This window comes from Pallidibacillus pasinlerensis, assembly GCF_009996845.1.
Lineage (GTDB): Bacteria > Bacillota > Bacilli > Bacillales > Caldibacillaceae > Pallidibacillus > Pallidibacillus pasinlerensis.
Window position 1 is genome coordinate 1 of sequence record NZ_JAACYS010000073.1, and the last position, 16,301, is coordinate 16,301.

Sequence of the window (16,301 nt, forward strand, 5' to 3'; positions counted from 1 at the left end):
ATTAGATATCTATATTGACAAAATGTTAATCATATGTGAAGATTGTTAATCTGCATGATTTTTCTGAAATTAGCATTTATATATAATAGAATCATATTTATTTTTAATATGCCGCTTATTTTACAATACATGATACTCCTTGCAAATAAAATATAGATTGAAATATAAAATAAAGACGCCTGATAAAAATCAGGCGTCTGATGCATTTGCGGCAAGGACCGAACGACCACATCCATTCGTTTAGCTATTAAGCATATCCGTTGACTTACACAAATTAGCTCATCGTTCAATAAATATAACATTATTTTATAACAATAACAATAGCAAATGTTAACAATTAGTTTTTTCATCATTTAATAAGTACAAATTTACTTATAAACCTAAAAAATACTATTTTATTTACACTCATTTTTATAAAATTATCTCAAGGCACAAGCAGTTGGAATACAAATTCGCTGGCCCACTCTAAGGTAGTTCGGATCAACACTTGGATTGGCTTCAAGAATACTTTCTATCGTAACTCTGTATGTCTGAGAAATTTGATAAAGGGTATCTCCAGGCTGAATAATAATTGGTCGATGGTTTGGTGGGCATGCTGGTATACAGATGACTTGCCCCACTCTTAAATTATACGGATTAATTCCAGGATTGGCAGCCAAAATCTCTGCTACACTTTTATCTAACCTTAATGCAATATAAATTATTGTATCTCCAGATTCGATTGTATACGGATAATGCCCTCAGGACATTGACGGTAAAAATACATGATAACATTGCCCCTAATCATTGTTTTTTACAAATTATGCTTGAAATGGGCTATTGGTGTAATGATACGCTTGAAAAAACTGGCGTAAAAGATGTCCCTATACGTTAACCGGTTTGAATTTTTACAAATATAGATTATAATAAGAATAGAAACATACATATAATAAAAAAGACCGCTGGTGCGGCAACACCAGACGGCCCAAGTAAATAGTCGGTCCCTCAAAGGGGCTAGCTTGCAGGATAAAGTAATCGACCCTAACAAACGTTCGGACTCAAGGGTGGATTACTTTTTATTTATATTAGAAATAATTGACACAATCAAGCCAGCAAATGCAATCATTAGCATGAGCGCTTGAAAAGTCGTCATAGGCATCACCCCCTTTCGAACGGGGATAATGCTAACCACCCTTGAGATCACCGAACTATTTACTTATCTACAATTATACAACAATTACGAACGTATGGTCTATCCTCCTTTAATCCTTAATAAAAATGAAATATAGATTTAAAAAAGTGAAGGTGATAACAATAGAAGTGTTTACTGATCATCGATAAATAGAGTATAGAATCTCTTACTTATTGTTAAATTTATGATGATAAAGTAACAGTTTGGACTCCTAATACATATACGGCTAAACGTTTACAATTGTATGGACGAGAGTCGCCTTGGAAAAACAAATGATAGAGAAAAGTCATCTTTAATAATTAATACCTAGTCCCCACGAATACAAATGTACTCGTTTGTTTCCTCCTATCAATCCATCTAGATAATCCAATACATAGTGATAAAATGCTATGGACTTTCCAAATCTTAACCAAAATATAATGTCATGGTATCCCCACTTAAAATAAAAAAATCAACCTAGAAATTATTGAACTAGTTGCTGAAATTATTACCACAAATATGAACGTATTTCTAAAAAAAGACCGGTCAAGGTGTTCCAAACCTAAGACCGATCACCATTGATTGAACACCATAATAATTAACTGTCTCTAAACTTATATTACTAAACCCATCTAGTTGTAATCACTTTTTTACGAGTATAAAAGTTCAAGCTATCTTTTCCATTCGCATGAAGATCTCCATAGAAGGAGTCTTTCCAACCAGAGAATGGAAAAAATGCCATTGGTGCTGGTACACCGATATTCACTCCTAACATGCCAGCATCGATGTTTTCCCTGAAATAACGTACATTGCCTCCATCTTTAGTGAAAATACACGCCCCATTTGCAAAACGAGATTGGTTAGAAAGTGCTATAGCCTCATCTAAGTCTTTTACTCGAGCAATACATAGAACAGGTGCAAAAATCTCATCCTGCCAAATTTTCATTTCTGGTGTGACATGATCAAAAATAGTAGGTCCAACAAAGTACCCTGCCTGTTTTATCGCTTCGTCTTTTCTACCATCACGAATGAGTTTAGCTCCTTCTTTTACACCAGTTTCAATATAGTGTAATGTACGTTTTTTATGTTGATCACGGATAACAGGACCAAGGAAAATTCCTTCATCCAATCCATTGCCTATTTTTATATGATCAGCTTTTTGTTTTAATTGGGCGATAAACTCATTTGCAATTGATTCTTCTACTGCTACGACAGAAGCGGCCATGCAGCGTTCTCCAGCAGATCCAAATGCTGCATTTAGAATTTGTGTTGTTGCATTATCAAGATTTGCATCACGCAGAACAATAGAATGATTTTTAGCGCCTGCTAACGCTTGTACACGTTTGAGATTATCTGTAGCTCGTTTATACACGTACTCTGCTACCGGTTGTGATCCAACGAAAGATATTGCTGCTACATCTTTATGAACAACTAGACTATTGACAACATCATGGGCACCATGAACGATGTTAAAGACACCTGCTGGTAGACCTGCTTCTTCTAGTAATTCAGCTAAACGGTTGGCAAGGAGCGGTGTACGTTCTGAAGGCTTTAATACGAACGTATTTCCCGTTGCAATCGCCATTGGAAACATCCAGCATGGGACCATCATAGGGAAGTTAAATGGTGTAATACCACCAATAACGCCAATAGGATAACGGTACATTCCAGATTCAAGGTCTGTTGCAATGGACGAAAGCTGTTCACCCATCATTAATGAAGACGCCCCAGCGGCAAATTCTACATTTTCAATACCACGTTGTACTTCACCATAAGCTTCGTTATAATTTTTACCGTTTTCAATTGTAATCAATCGAGCAAGCTCTTCCCAATTTTCAACTAATAATTGCTGAAATTTAAATAAGATACGTGCTCTTCGTGGTACAGCTACATCTTTCCATTTTTCGAAAGCATCTTTTGCTGACTCTACAGCAAGTTCTACATCTGTCTCAGAGGAAATCGGTACATGTGCAATAACCTCTCCTGTTGCAGGATTGTATACCGGTTCTGTATTTTCTGAATTTGCATCTACCCATTTACCACCAATATAATTTTTTAATATTTTTACAGCCGTTTGTGTCATATAAATCCTCCTCGTCTTCATTAATAAGATATATCATTAAAAAACTATTTTTCTATGTTAATAAGGTCTGTTTCCAATCGATACACAATTTTTCTAGTAATTCAACTTGAACAATAACTCGTTCAATATAAGTGAAATAATAGCTTTCTTATTACTCACAGAAAAATACCTCTTTTAAAACTTTTATAATAAATTGAATATCATCATCTGTTGAGGATAATGGTGGACTTAGCGTTAGGATATTGTTATGTCCTGCTACGGTATCTCCATTTCTTCCAATAATTAAGCCTTTAGCCTTCGCTGCTGCAATTAATTTTGCTATTTTTTCATTGGAAACAGGCTTCTTCGTTTCTTTACCCTCAACAATTTCAATTCCTGCCAGCAAACCTAGTCCGCGAACATCTCCAACATTTGGATGGTTCTTTAATTCTTCTAATCCATTTAACAATTTTTTTCCTAATTCTTCTGAGCGTTTAAATAGATTTTCCCGTTCCATGATTTCAAGGTTTTTTAATGCAACTGCACAAGCTGCTGGGTTGCCTCCGAAAGTATTTACATGACGGAAATGATAGTTCTCCTCAGTTCCTTTAAATGCTTCATATATTTCTTTACGAATAGCTGTAATTGATAATGGCAAGTAAGCACTTGTTAATCCCTTTGCCATTGTAATGATATCCGGCTTAATATTAAAATGTTGATGTCCAAAGGCTTTACCTGTTCTACCAAACCCACAAATTACTTCATCAATGATCAATAAAACACCATGACGATTACAAATGCGCTCTACTTCTTGAACATACACTTCATGAGGAATAATTACCCCACCACCTGTTATTAATGGTTCCATAATTACTGCAGCAATTGTTTCTTTTTGCTCGAATTTTATCGTTTCTTCTATTTCTCTAGCTTTCAGTAAATTGTATTGTTCCACAGATATATTATCCGGTTTACGATAATGATCTGGTGGTGAAACATGTATGAAACCTGCAGAAAGTGGCTCATATTTATATTTCCTTAAGGATTGTCCAGTTGCCGATAAAGCTCCCATGGAACTTCCATGATATGCACGATAACGGGATATAATTTTATATCGATTCGGTTCACCATTTTGTTGATGATATTGACGAGCAATTTTGAATGCTACTTCATTCGCATCGGAACCACTATTGGAATAAAATATGACATATTCGTCATCAAGCATGGCATTAATTTTTTCTGCTAACTCTATCGCCGACTTATGACTGTTCGTCATCGGTGTATAGGCCAATTTTTTGATTTGTTCTGCAGCTACTTCAGCCAACTCTTCACGACCATAACCAACGTTAACACACCATAATCCTGACATTGCGTCAAGATAACGATTTCCTTTATAATCCGTAATCCAGGAACCTTCTCCCTTTTCAACAATCATCGGTGGAGCTTCTTCTTTATAAGGTGAAATATGATGCCAAACATACTTCCGATCTTTTTCAATAAGTGACAAACTTTCTCTTACTTGAACATTATCCATTACAATCTTCTCCCTTCAAATTTGTTTAACTAAACGTAAAACATACTTTTTGGATCTCTTGTTTCTTTCTTTATTAAATTAGTATTTAAAATATTTGACACCGCTTTCAACTACCGTCCATAATCAATTTATATTATTCAAAAATCAATTACATCTTACAAAATGTAAAATATTCAATTATTATTTTTTACAGTATGGAGGATGGTATATGGGGAAATTAAAGATTACAATTGCAGATATACTCAGACGAGACTTGTTTCAAAACGCTAAATTAATAGCTGGAGAAGGCGGAAAAAACAGGAAAGTAAAATGGACTCACATATTAGAAATGGAAGACTTTGACTCTTTTATTAATGGTGGTGAGTTAATACTAACCACTGGATCTAATCTCCAATTTGATTCCTCAGCAGGTATAGATCAATTAAAAAAATTAATCAAATACGAAGTAGCGGGAATTTGCATTGAATTAGGAACCCATATCAAAACAATCGATCCATCTATTATTGAATATGCCAATCAACATCAGTTCCCTATAATCGTCTTTACCTGTATTGTAAAATTTGTTGATATAACTCAAGACTTACATTCAATCATCGTGAATAGTCATCATGAAAAACTACATCATCTTCACAATTTATCAAATGAATTTAATCAATTATCGTTAGCTTCCAATGGCATCTTAAAAATTATCAAGAAGTTATATGATTATTTCGGAAAAACTATTTTTCTTATTACAGATGAGGAAAAAATTTATTATTACCCAATAAAATGTAAAGATATAGCAGCTAGTACTCTTTCAAAATCTAATGATGATAACCAACAAAATTCATATAACCATTTGTTTATCAATGGCGAAGTTTATACTATATTTCCAATAAAAGGTCTTGGATATTCTTGGGCGAATCTTTATATTCAGGAATCTATAGAAAATATTGACGATTTTTCTTTTTCTATTATTGATCGCGCTACTTTGGCTATAGCACAAATTCTATTACGTAACAGAACGATAGAAGAAAGAAAGCAAAACCAGGAAGAAATTCTTGTACAACAATTGTTACAAGGTAAAGAGTATGACACTTCGACGGCTTTAAAAATTTTGCCAACTCCAGCAGAAAATCTATATTATCGACTCATGGTTATTGAAAATAATTTGAAACCAAAAAACTTAAAAGATAATGAGTGGGAGGAAATCAAACTACAACAATCTATTATTTTGCGTTCTATCTTTAGGAAACATAGTTTTTTCCCTTCTATTTCTGTTACGAAACGTAAAATTGCTATAATTGCTTCTTTTTATAAAACTAGTTACGGTAATAAGAGTGACGTAAATTTATTCCAGAAAATCATTAAAGATATCAAAAATATAAATGAAGAAGATATATTTAATGGGAAAAATTTGTACATTAGTGTTAGTAGCCTGCAAAAGGACTATTCTCAAGTAACAAACTGTTATGGTGAAGCAAATGAAGTGCTAAGATTACAAAGACAAGGTATTTTAGATGTTGTTTTTTTCGATGATATTGGCATATATCGACTATTGACGAAATTGAATCCGAAAGATTTGGAAAACTATTGTTTACATTATTTGGAACCTCTCCTTCAACATGACGATCTATTGTTAACCCTTACCGTTTATCTTGAAACGATGGGTTCGAAAAAAGAGACCTCAGATCGTCTTTCGATAGTTAGGCAAACACTTTATCATCGGTTAGACAAAATCGAGGAATTGCTTGGTCATGATTTTATGGAACCGATAAAAAGACAAGCAATAGAAATGGCAATACATGCTTATAAACTATTAAATAAAAACCAAAAAGAAAAATCCTTTATTGAAAAATACAACAAGTAAACTTCTAATGTTTGAGCAGATGATATTCCAGAGTTTAAAATTTTTTACATTTCGTAAAAAAAGAACAATAAATTTTTTTACAATTAGACTAATGAATTTTAATAAGTAATTGTGTACCCTAATTAAAGTTCATATTTTTTTGAAAATTGCCAATTGAAAGCGCTTAAAAAAGGAGGGGGTTCTATGAGCAATCAACAAGGAGAACTTAAGTCAGATTTAAAGATTAGACATATTAGTATGATTTCCATAGCTGGTGTCATTGGAGCAGGATTATTCATTGGTAGTGGGGCAGTAATTAATTCCGTTGGTCCAGGATCAATTTTATCTTATACTCTTGCAGGGCTTATCGTTGTTTTAGTAATGAGAATGCTCGGAGAGATGGCTGCTGCCCGACCAACAAGTGGATCCTTTTCAAACTATGCGAGTGAAGCCATTGGGCCATGGGCAGGTTATACGATTGGTTGGTTATATTGGTTTTTTTGGACAGTCGTTATTGCGATAGAAGCTGTTGCAGGTGCAGCCATTATTCAATACTGGCTCCCAGACTTTCCTGTATGGCTTATGGCCTTGATTTTAACGGTATCTCTTACAATGACGAACTTATTTTCGGTTAAATCCTTTGGTGAATTTGAATACTGGTTTGCACTAATTAAAGTAGCAGCTATTGTCTTATTCTTGATTCTTGGGCTATCTGTAATTATTGGAATATACCCTGGAATTGCATCACCTGAGGTTTCAAACCTTCTTGGAAATGGAGGTTTTTTCCCAACTGGTATAAGTTCCGTTTTAATCGGGATCACGGTTGTGATATTTTCTTTTATGGGTACGGAAATAGTTGCCATCGCAGCAGGTGAATCGGAACAGCCGGAAAAATCCGTACGAATTGCGACCAATAGTGTTGTTTGGAGAATTCTCATTTTTTATATTGGTTCTATTGCCATTGTAGTTACTTTACTACCATGGGATTCAGCAAATATATTAGTTAGTCCTTTTGTTGCAGTGCTCGATTATATTGGAATACCTGCTGCAGCACAGATTATGAATTTCGTTGTATTAACAGCAGTTCTTTCATGTTTAAATTCAGCACTATATGCCAATTCCAGAATGCTTTATGGTATGGCCCAAAAAGGTGAAGCACCAAAATCTTTTCTAAAATTAAGTAAGAATGGTGTTCCAGTTCGAGCAATATTATTTAGTACTGCTTTTTCTTATATTGCTGTGATTTTTAGCTACATTTCACCAGACAAGCTCTTTTTATTCCTAGTCAATTCATCAGGTGCGGTGGCCATTTTAGTTTATCTCGTTATAGCATTCTCTCAATTACGTATGCGGAGAAAACTTGAAGTTGAGGATCCAGAAGCATTAAAAATTAAAATGTGGTTATATCCATATTCCACATATGCCACAATTATATTTATAACCGGTATTTATATTGCGATGTTCTTCATTGAATCATTAAGATCACAAGCCATACTTACAACTATTGTCGCTGTTTTGACAGTTGGATCGTATTTCTTGTTTATCAACAATAAAAATAGCAAAGTAGAAAGTAAAGAAAATGTAAGTTAAGTAGTTATAAAGCTTAATTTGAGTAAATCGTATTAACATCTTTTTTAAAATGTTAACAAGTTCTTTATTATCTTACATGATACATAAAGAACTTGTTTTTTCCTTATGTACCCAAAAACTTTAACCCTCTCCGTTTTAAAACTTGACCAATTTTGTCCAAACAATTTTATTACATAATGAATCCAGCAACAGAAGACACATTAATAATATGCCAAGCCTGAGTATTGTCATTAATCAAAGTTATAAAAGATCCTTAATAAGACAAATAGGTCAAAACACAAAAAATGATCTAGATTGAGTTCAATCGCATAAAGAACCTAATCTAGATCATTACCTAAAAAATATTTAACCTATCTTTTGGATGCATCACACATCTTGTACTTCTAACTAATTTACTAATTCCAGTTTCCCTTCTTCAATTCGATATACACGATCACAGTATGAAAGCATTCTTTCATCATGTGTTACCATAATCGCTGCTTTGTTTCGGTTTTTGACTACCTTTGCAATCAATTCAACTACATCAAATGCTCTTTTACTATCTAAACTAGCAGTCGGCTCATCTGCTAAGATAACATCTGGATCATTCATAAAGGCACGTGCAATTGCAACACGTTGACGCTCTCCTCCGGAAAGATGTTCAGGGAATTTCTTGATTTTACTTTCTAAACCTACTTCTCTTAATAAATCTTTAGCAAACATTTTGTCCCTATTCGTAATTTTACCCTTCATTTTCTTAACAACAAGTAATTGATCAAGAACATTTAAATAAGGAATTAAATTAGATGTTTGCAAAATGAAACCAATTTGTTCTAAGCGTAATTGAGCAATTTGCTTTTCTGTTAATTGGCTAAGTTTAATATTATTAATAGAAACTTCTCCACTTGAAGCTTGTAAAAGAGCACCTGCAATTGAGAGGAAGGTACTTTTACCTGAACCTGAAGGACCAATCACAGCTACTAATTCACCAGGTTTTACATGTAATGAGATATTATCTAATATCTGAACTTTTGTATTAGCTCCATCTTGATAGTGTTTCGATACATTTTCAAAAATAATTCCACTCATTATTCAACCCTCCCAATCGCTTGTAACGGATCAATTTTTGTTATTTGACGTACAGAAATTAGTGAACTTAAGATTGATACTGCTAATAGAACAATTGCATAAGTGAATATTAACTTAGGATCCATTAAAAACGGCATACCTGAAGGTAGTATAGCTGCTGTTCCATAGGTTAAGAAAACACCTATTCCAATACTAATAATTGTTAAAATGGTAATTTGTGAAACGATTGCACCTGTTAAAAATCGATTGCTAGCTCCAATCGCCTTCATTACACCAAATTGGTTTGTATTTTGTAAGGTTAAAACATAGAAAAACACGCCTATTACAAATGCTGAAATAACAAGTAAGAAACCAAGCATCATCATGATAGTTCCATTCTCAGCTGTATAACCAGGTAATCCTTTAATTGCTTCATTTTTAGTAGCAATTTCTATTCCATCAAATTTACTTTCAAGCTTGTCCGATTCAATGGAATCACCTTGTAACATTATGGCATTTACAGGTGATTCAATGCCCATATCGGAACCTGGAGCAGCAAAATTAAGACTACGCCATTGATCGATATTTATAAAGACTGAAGGCAAATGGTTAAATGTCTCTCCTTCAGTAAATCCAATTACTTCAATAGTATCAAGCGTTCCCTCAATTTCTAATCGATCTCCAATTTCAATACCTTGCTCTTTTAATGAAGAGTTAACAATAACTTGAAAATCTTCACCATCTATTAAAGAGTGACCTTCGGTAATTTCTGGTTCTAAGAATGAACCTGGTTGAACTCCTAGAATTGATACGTCAATCTTTTCACTGTCTGACTCTTTTCCTTCTTCCAACACAACTGCAACAAGACTTCCTATGGGTGCAGCATTTTCGACATTATTTTGTGCTTTTAATTCCTCAACTAAACTTTCTGATATCACGGAACGAGACATGGAATGACGAGAACCTTCTTCAAAAACAACATATTCCGCATCCATATTCTTCAAGCTCGCAGCAACTAATGAAGAAAGCCCATTTCCAAGACCAGATAAAATAAATACAAGCCATGAAATTAATACTAAGATCATTGCAATCATAAAAAATCTTAATTTTGAATGTGTTAATTCTCTAATTGCAAGAAACATGATGAATCTCCTCTCTCTATTTAACTAATGACGAACAAAAAACTATCAAGGTTGAAATTTAGGAATCCAAAACTAATTTCACTTCCTTTTTTTAAGAATAATGTTTACAAGAATAAGAATACGATTCGAATATGAACACGTTGTTAACAAAGTTGATAAATATATTATCAATTTTCATTTATAAAATTTATATTTCAGAGCTTGATGAAAAAAGATAGCCTTTAAACGTGAATTTTTATGCTATAGGTAGGGTAAATGTAACCACAGTTCCTTGGCCTAATTTACTTTGTATCTCGATCTCAGCATCATGTAAATCCAAAATAGACTTTACAATCGACAGTCCAAGACCTGCTCCGGTTTTATTCGTGCGTGCTTCATCCACCTTATAAAATCTCCTCCAAATTAATTGTAAATGTTCTTCCGGAATTCCTTCTCCATAGTCTTGGATCTTTACTTTTACAAATTGACCTTCCCTAACAAGAGTTATAGTTATCAGGCCGCCCTTTTTTGAAAATTGAACAGCGTTTTGCAAAAGGTTAATAAATACTTGCTCTATGCGTTCTTTATCTGCATAAACATCGTACTTTTGATCTGAATGAAAGCTGATCTCCAAATCTTTTCTTGCAAGATGAGGCTCAAACTTATGAATAATATTATTTACTTGAGCTGTTAAATCGTATTCGGTGCGATAGATTCGAACATGTCCTTCTTCCATTTGATTTATATCTAAGGTATCATTTACAAGTTTAATCATTCTTTCTGTTTCATCTTTCATTAAGGAAAGGTAATGGGGTCTACGGTGTTCTGGTATCGTTCCATCCATTAAAGCAATGATAAATCCTTTTATTGAGGTTAATGGAGAACGTAATTCATGGGATATAGTAGAGATAAACTGTTTACGCCTAGTTTCCAACTGATCAAGTTCTTTAGACATATAATTAAAAGATTTCGCTAATTGTCCAATCTCATCTGAAGATTGATATTGAACAGATTTAGAAAAATCCCCCTTGGCATATTTTTTGGCGATATCATTCATTTCACGTAATGGTGCCGTAATTTTTCTAGAAATGAACCATAGAACAATCCCCGCAAAAGCAAGTGAAATTATAAAGGTAAGTATAATCATGACGATTACTTGTATATACTCATGGGTTAAATCGTGAAATACCATAACCATAATCGGTGTTTTTACCCCATTCAAGCTTGTTGATAGTTTAGCTGCCACTGTATATTGGAGTTGTCCATTTTTAAAACCACCCTCTGTTACTTTTAGCCCTGTTGTTGCTTTGTTAATAATTTCATTTGAAATCCCAATTTTATGATTGGTTTGATGTGGATCTGGTCCAAAAATTTGCTTACTTTCTTCATCCACTATATAAATAAAATAACCTGGTTGATGTAAGGAATAGCTTAGATTTTTAATGGCTTCATAATCCTGCGAATTGAGATTATTCAAGTTTTGCAGTTGTTCTTCTAGTTGAGCATAATGATGACTGAATATAGACTCATATTCTTTGTACAGATTTACATGAAATAAATAAAAGAAGACTCCAATAAATAATAATAGTGAAGTTACAATAATAAATGAATAGCTTAGAAACAATCTTGAAAAAATTGTCTTTCTTTTAAACATTTTTCTTCTCCTCAAATCGATAACCCACGCCACGGATTGTAGTTACGGACCACTTGGCACCATGGGTACTTAGTTTGTCTCGAATACGTTTTATGTGTACATCAACGGTGCGAGGATCTCCTTCATAATCATAACCCCAAATTTTATCTAATAGTTGTCGTCTTGAAAGTACTTGATTCGAATTGAGTGCCAAAAAATATAATAGTTCCATTTCTCTTGGAGCCATTAATACTTGTTTTCCACCGATTAACACACGGTATTCCTTTAAATTGATGACGATATTATCAAATTGAAGTATATCTGTAACATTATTTGATAAGATTGTTCTTCTTATGACAGTCTTTACTCTTGCAATCAATTCATTTGGATCAAAGGGTTTAACAATATAATCATCTGCACCAATTTCTAACCCATTAACAATATCATACGTTTCACCTTTTCCTGTAAGCATAATGATAGGGATCTTTTTATCTTCCATACGAATAATTTTACAAACTTCCCAACCATTGATTTTTGGTAACATAAGATCAAGAATAATACAGTCAGGTGATTCATTATAAAATTTTTCTAGACCTTCTTCACCATCAAACGCTGTAATGGAAGAAAAGCCTACTTTCTCAATATATAGTTGAATCAGTTCTGCAATATTTGCATCATCTTCAATGGTTAAAACTTTTATTGGTTTTTTCATAGATCTCACTCCTCACCCTAATTTTCTCACATTTATATGAATAAAATGTTAACTTTTTCAAGAAATTCAGTCTTTGTAAGATAACATGCATCAGAAAAGAACCTTATTATACTAGGGCACAAACAAACCCTCACTCCAATTGGAATGAGGGTTATTATTATAGTATCAAATATTGAATTCTGAATAAATTTATTTTGCAGCTATTGCACCATCAATACGGTATTGGGAGCCACTAATAAATTCACTTTCGTCAGAAGCTATGAATAGTACTAAATTAGCGATATCTTGTGATTCAGCATAGCGACCCATAGGAATAAATCTACTATAACAACTTTTCCTCCTTTACGAAGGAATGTTTCAGCGGTTACTTTACCAATACCACCTGCTCCACCTGTGATAATTGCAACTTTGTTTTTAATCTTCTTGTCATAGCAAATTCCTCCTCTTATGTATCTGCTTACATTTTTATTATATCTGGATTTTCTAGTAAAAGATGTGCTAACTTTGAACGCTTTGTGAAATGTTTCACGTAAATTAAAAACTAGTTGATAAAATGATAAATAAGTCTTCTAAATGTAGGAGACTTATTTATCCAATTACAAATAAGACTATTAAGCTTTTAATTTTTCCGTAAACCTACATTTCGGGAAATTACTACATCCCTTGAATTCACCATATTTTCCTTTACGAATTTGTAAAGTCCCACCACATTTCGGACAAATATTTTGTTCAATTTTTTTCTTTTCCAGAAATTTTTTCGATTTAATATTTTGTACATGGGTTTTGGCAATCTCATTTTTATCCTCTTTTTCAAAATGTTCCAGTGATTGTAATTTTTTGACGACTGTCTCAACTTTTGCTTTATTAATAACTGGTTCACGGTATTGCTCTAATGTTTTTCTTAAATTTTTTATATAGATGATTTGTGCTTCGTCAGTTTTAATATCTGTTTTAAAATTTGCTTGACTTGAAAATAGAATTATAGAATGTGTGGTTAAGTTGTTATATCCATCACCTAACCATTCATTTAAATATTTGATATGTCCTTTATTTTGCCAAATTGGATTTAAAAACTTAGATTTCTTCTGGTAGATAACTTGTGTCCAATATTTTTGTTTTGCATCTCCAAATATCCAACCTGAATAACTTTTCGTTTCCAGCACAAAGATGCCGTATTCAGAAACTATGACGTGATCGATTTGTGAATACGTCCCATCTTTTTTCGGTATGTATAAATCATGGAAGGAAAAATATGTATTTGGATTTGCTTTTTCTAGTTTTTCTATTTCTCTTTTAACAGCTTTTTCACCAGCATTTCCAATCCATTTTGGTAAATTCCTATTAACCCATCTGATAAATATTCCTACAACAATCAAAGTTAATATTGTTTCTATCAACTTTCCCTCTCCTTTATTTGTTAGTCTATTTATCCTATGCATTTATTACTACTGTAAACTAATTTTATTAACAATGGAATATCATAGAAATCGCATTATTAAAAAATTTATGAAAAAAACAATTTAATATTCTCAACTTTCGTGCCTTTTATGTTTTTGAATATGATGTATTTTAACATGTATTCTGTGGTATTGTTGTGTGACTGGTGCCTCATCCATTTGTTCAAATGGTTAATCTTTTTTGTTTTTTAATAAAAAAGGACATTCCTCGTTCCTATTTCAATATAGAAACACCGGACCTGTCCCTCTGTACCAACTATTCTATTAATTCGACTGAAAGTGTATTGATTTGAGCGGGGTTTGATTCCCTAATTACACCATCGAACTCCACTTTTATTTTATCACCAACTTGAAATGTTTCATCCTTGTTAACAGATAAGTCAACAAATACATCTCCTTCTGGATTTCCTTCTACTAACACTGCAGATACAATGGCAGTGTCACCGTTAATTTCTTTTATTGTACCTATAAATGTAAGATTGTCTTTGTCAACACTACTCGTATCATTTTTACCATCATTAGAATTTCCGCAGCCGATCAACGTAAATAATAAAAGGATGACAAACATTGAAAATAATTTTTTCATTTTTCCATTTTTCCTCCGTTATAAACTTACTCCTCATATTTATGTATATATTTTTTTACATTCATTGTTTTAAAAAGAATTGCTAAAATGATTGCGGAAACTCCTAGTAAGATAAATAAAATTCCATTTAATATATATTCTGATTCATCAGATAAAAATAATTTTATTAAAAAAATAACAAAGATTGATGAACCACATAAAATTAGCAAGAGGTTCAAAAATATATTAATAAACTTAGTAAATGGTCGCACTTTGTTCCCTCGTTTCTATTTAGAATAAACTTTTTCAATAAAACGAAAACCATACCGAAATGTATGGTCCTATTTTTATAACATTAATAAATCATATAGTTCGTTAAATAGAGTGATGAAGAAAGTTGTTACGCCAATACCAGCAACTATCGTAATTGCGGAATATGTTTGTAATTTTCTTTTCGAAATTTCATCTCTTTTATATGCGATATTATAAACCTTAATCAAAGCAAAAACAGTAATAAAGATAATGAGTACAATAAAGAAGTTTAATAGTAGCATAAAAGCCCTCCCTATTTTATAGTTTTCCAATTTATGTAAAACAAATTGTTGTATGCTTGTTTCCTACTTAATATACGATTCTCAAACTGGAAAAGTTTCATATTTTGTACATATTTTTTAAAAAAACATAAAAAGCGACAAGACTTTTCATCCTGCCGCTAAATTCATCTAATATTTTATAATAATGCTTGCACTTCTATTTCCGTTCGGCAACCCGAACATGAAATTGTTAAATCTTTTCCCTTCCCTTCTACTTCAAGTGGACTATTGCATGTGCTACATTTTACATCCGCATAATCAAAGTATTTTTGTACATACCAATCTTGTAATCCAGCTTTCATTCCACAATAATCACAGTTTAATATATAAGAACCATCATGTTTCGTACTAATTCTGCGAACACTTTTACATGAGGGACATTGATCCCACGACGTCACATATTGAGTAAATGTATAGGAAGGCCGGAAACTAACAATTTGTTTTGACTCTTTGTTGGTAATCAGTTTTGCTTCTTTTAAATTTAGAAAACTTGTAAAAATTTCTATCGTTTGTTTTGAAACGAGTCGGCATTTAAAAAATGGTTGTTTTGTTGACGATTCATAATTTGACTCAACTTGGGGTGTTCCAACCCATAAAATTTCTTCATTAATTTGGATAAAAGGCATTACTACGTCTTTTTGAATTAGGCCATATTTTTGTAGTTGAATTTCTGCATTATTCAGAGTAATGAATTGAATATCTACTTTATTTTCCAATCTTTTCAACGCTTGCCATATGTGTTGATTAAGTTTTGCTGGATTTGTTGCTGATATTGTGATTTTTTTGGCATGTTCTATATCTTGTAACAATGGTTCTAGAATATTTTCTTCATACCATTGCAAATTTGGATGTGATTTTTTATCAACAATTTGTGAAAAGGCATGCCGCGTATAAGATTGACCACTTTTTTCTAAATGATAGATTAATTGTTGTACCGTTTTATTTTTCGACGTTCTAGAGGAAATATATTTTTTGTCAACGATATTAATAAATTTACCCCGTGCCCGTGTAA

At 32.6% G+C, this 16,301-nt stretch carries 14 protein-coding genes and 1 pseudogene; 2 read left to right on the plus strand and 13 right to left on the minus strand.

Translation table 11 applies throughout. The annotated features are described in order from the left end of the window. Positions 1-1,048: 1,048 nt before the first annotated feature. The 3 genes from GW534_RS16945 to GW534_RS13370 all read right to left on the minus strand — a co-directional run bounded on the left by GW534_RS16945 (position 1,049) and on the right by GW534_RS13370 (position 4,743). Entirely contained in the window at positions 1,049-1,138 is a 90-nt protein-coding gene (locus GW534_RS16945) for a putative holin-like toxin (protein ID WP_407670484.1), read from the minus strand. 634 nt (positions 1,139-1,772) lie between these two features. Beyond that, the gene (locus GW534_RS13365; protein WP_161921512.1) at positions 1,773-3,233 is read right to left on the minus strand and encodes a CoA-acylating methylmalonate-semialdehyde dehydrogenase; all 1,461 of its coding nucleotides are present in this window, start codon (positions 3,231-3,233) and stop codon (positions 1,773-1,775) included. Between the two features lie 151 nt (positions 3,234-3,384). Beyond that, complete coding sequence (locus tag GW534_RS13370) at positions 3,385-4,743, minus strand: aspartate aminotransferase family protein (protein ID WP_161921513.1); 1,359 nt, start codon at positions 4,741-4,743, stop codon at positions 3,385-3,387. A 208-nt stretch (positions 4,744-4,951) separates the two neighbouring features. Between GW534_RS13370 and GW534_RS13375 the strand changes: the two genes are divergently transcribed. Both GW534_RS13375 and GW534_RS13380 read left to right on the plus strand, forming a co-directional pair. Continuing rightward, positions 4,952-6,592 carry a PucR family transcriptional regulator gene (locus GW534_RS13375; RefSeq protein ID WP_161921514.1) on the plus strand — a complete coding sequence of 547 codons (1,641 nt, stop codon included), beginning with the start codon at positions 4,952-4,954 and terminating at the stop codon, positions 6,590-6,592. Between the two features lie 183 nt (positions 6,593-6,775). Next, on the plus strand, positions 6,776-8,161 hold the full coding sequence (locus tag GW534_RS13380; protein WP_161921515.1) for an amino acid permease: 1,386 nt from the start codon (positions 6,776-6,778) through the stop codon (positions 8,159-8,161). Between the two features lie 387 nt (positions 8,162-8,548). Here GW534_RS13380 and GW534_RS13385 read toward each other — a convergent pair whose 3' ends face one another. The 10 genes and pseudogenes from GW534_RS13385 to GW534_RS13425 form a co-directional block, all read right to left on the minus strand. Continuing rightward, positions 8,549-9,229 (minus strand): ABC transporter ATP-binding protein, encoded by a 681-nt coding sequence (locus tag GW534_RS13385; protein WP_161921516.1) that lies wholly within the window; start codon positions 9,227-9,229, stop codon positions 8,549-8,551. Then, positions 9,229-10,350 carry an ABC transporter permease gene (locus GW534_RS13390; RefSeq protein WP_161921517.1) on the minus strand — a complete coding sequence of 374 codons (1,122 nt, stop codon included), beginning with the start codon at positions 10,348-10,350 and terminating at the stop codon, positions 9,229-9,231. The genes GW534_RS13385 and GW534_RS13390 overlap by 1 nt, the downstream gene beginning before the upstream one ends. Before the next feature lie 235 nt (positions 10,351-10,585). After that, a complete protein-coding gene (locus tag GW534_RS13395; RefSeq protein WP_161921518.1) occupies positions 10,586-11,983 on the minus strand; it encodes a HAMP domain-containing sensor histidine kinase in 1,398 nt (465 codons plus the stop codon). Continuing rightward, positions 11,976-12,674, minus strand: a complete 699-nt coding sequence (locus tag GW534_RS13400) for a response regulator transcription factor (RefSeq protein ID WP_161921519.1) — start codon at positions 12,672-12,674, stop codon at positions 11,976-11,978. The genes GW534_RS13395 and GW534_RS13400 overlap by 8 nt, the downstream gene beginning before the upstream one ends. 189 nt (positions 12,675-12,863) lie before the next feature. Further along, positions 12,864-12,983 carry an SDR family oxidoreductase gene (locus tag GW534_RS13405; RefSeq protein WP_161921520.1) on the minus strand — a complete coding sequence of 40 codons (120 nt, stop codon included), beginning with the start codon at positions 12,981-12,983 and terminating at the stop codon, positions 12,864-12,866. 5 nt (positions 12,984-12,988) lie between these two features. Further along, positions 12,989-13,111: pseudogene (locus GW534_RS16830) on the minus strand (SDR family NAD(P)-dependent oxidoreductase); the annotation flags it as partial. A gap of 174 nt (positions 13,112-13,285) precedes the next feature. Then, the gene (locus tag GW534_RS13410; RefSeq protein WP_161921521.1) at positions 13,286-14,071 is read right to left on the minus strand and encodes an NERD domain-containing protein; all 786 of its coding nucleotides are present in this window, start codon (positions 14,069-14,071) and stop codon (positions 13,286-13,288) included. A 316-nt stretch (positions 14,072-14,387) separates the two neighbouring features. Beyond that, positions 14,388-14,717: a DUF3221 domain-containing protein gene (locus GW534_RS13415; RefSeq protein WP_161921522.1), complete on the minus strand. Its 330-nt coding sequence runs from the start codon at positions 14,715-14,717 to the stop codon at positions 14,388-14,390. 326 nt (positions 14,718-15,043) lie between these two features. After that, on the minus strand, positions 15,044-15,250 hold the full coding sequence (locus GW534_RS13420) for a hypothetical protein (RefSeq protein WP_161921523.1): 207 nt from the start codon (positions 15,248-15,250) through the stop codon (positions 15,044-15,046). A gap of 176 nt (positions 15,251-15,426) precedes the next feature. After that, a partial coding sequence (locus GW534_RS13425) for a phospholipase D-like domain-containing protein (RefSeq protein ID WP_407670483.1) occupies positions 15,427-16,301 on the minus strand: 875 nt, incomplete at its 5' end.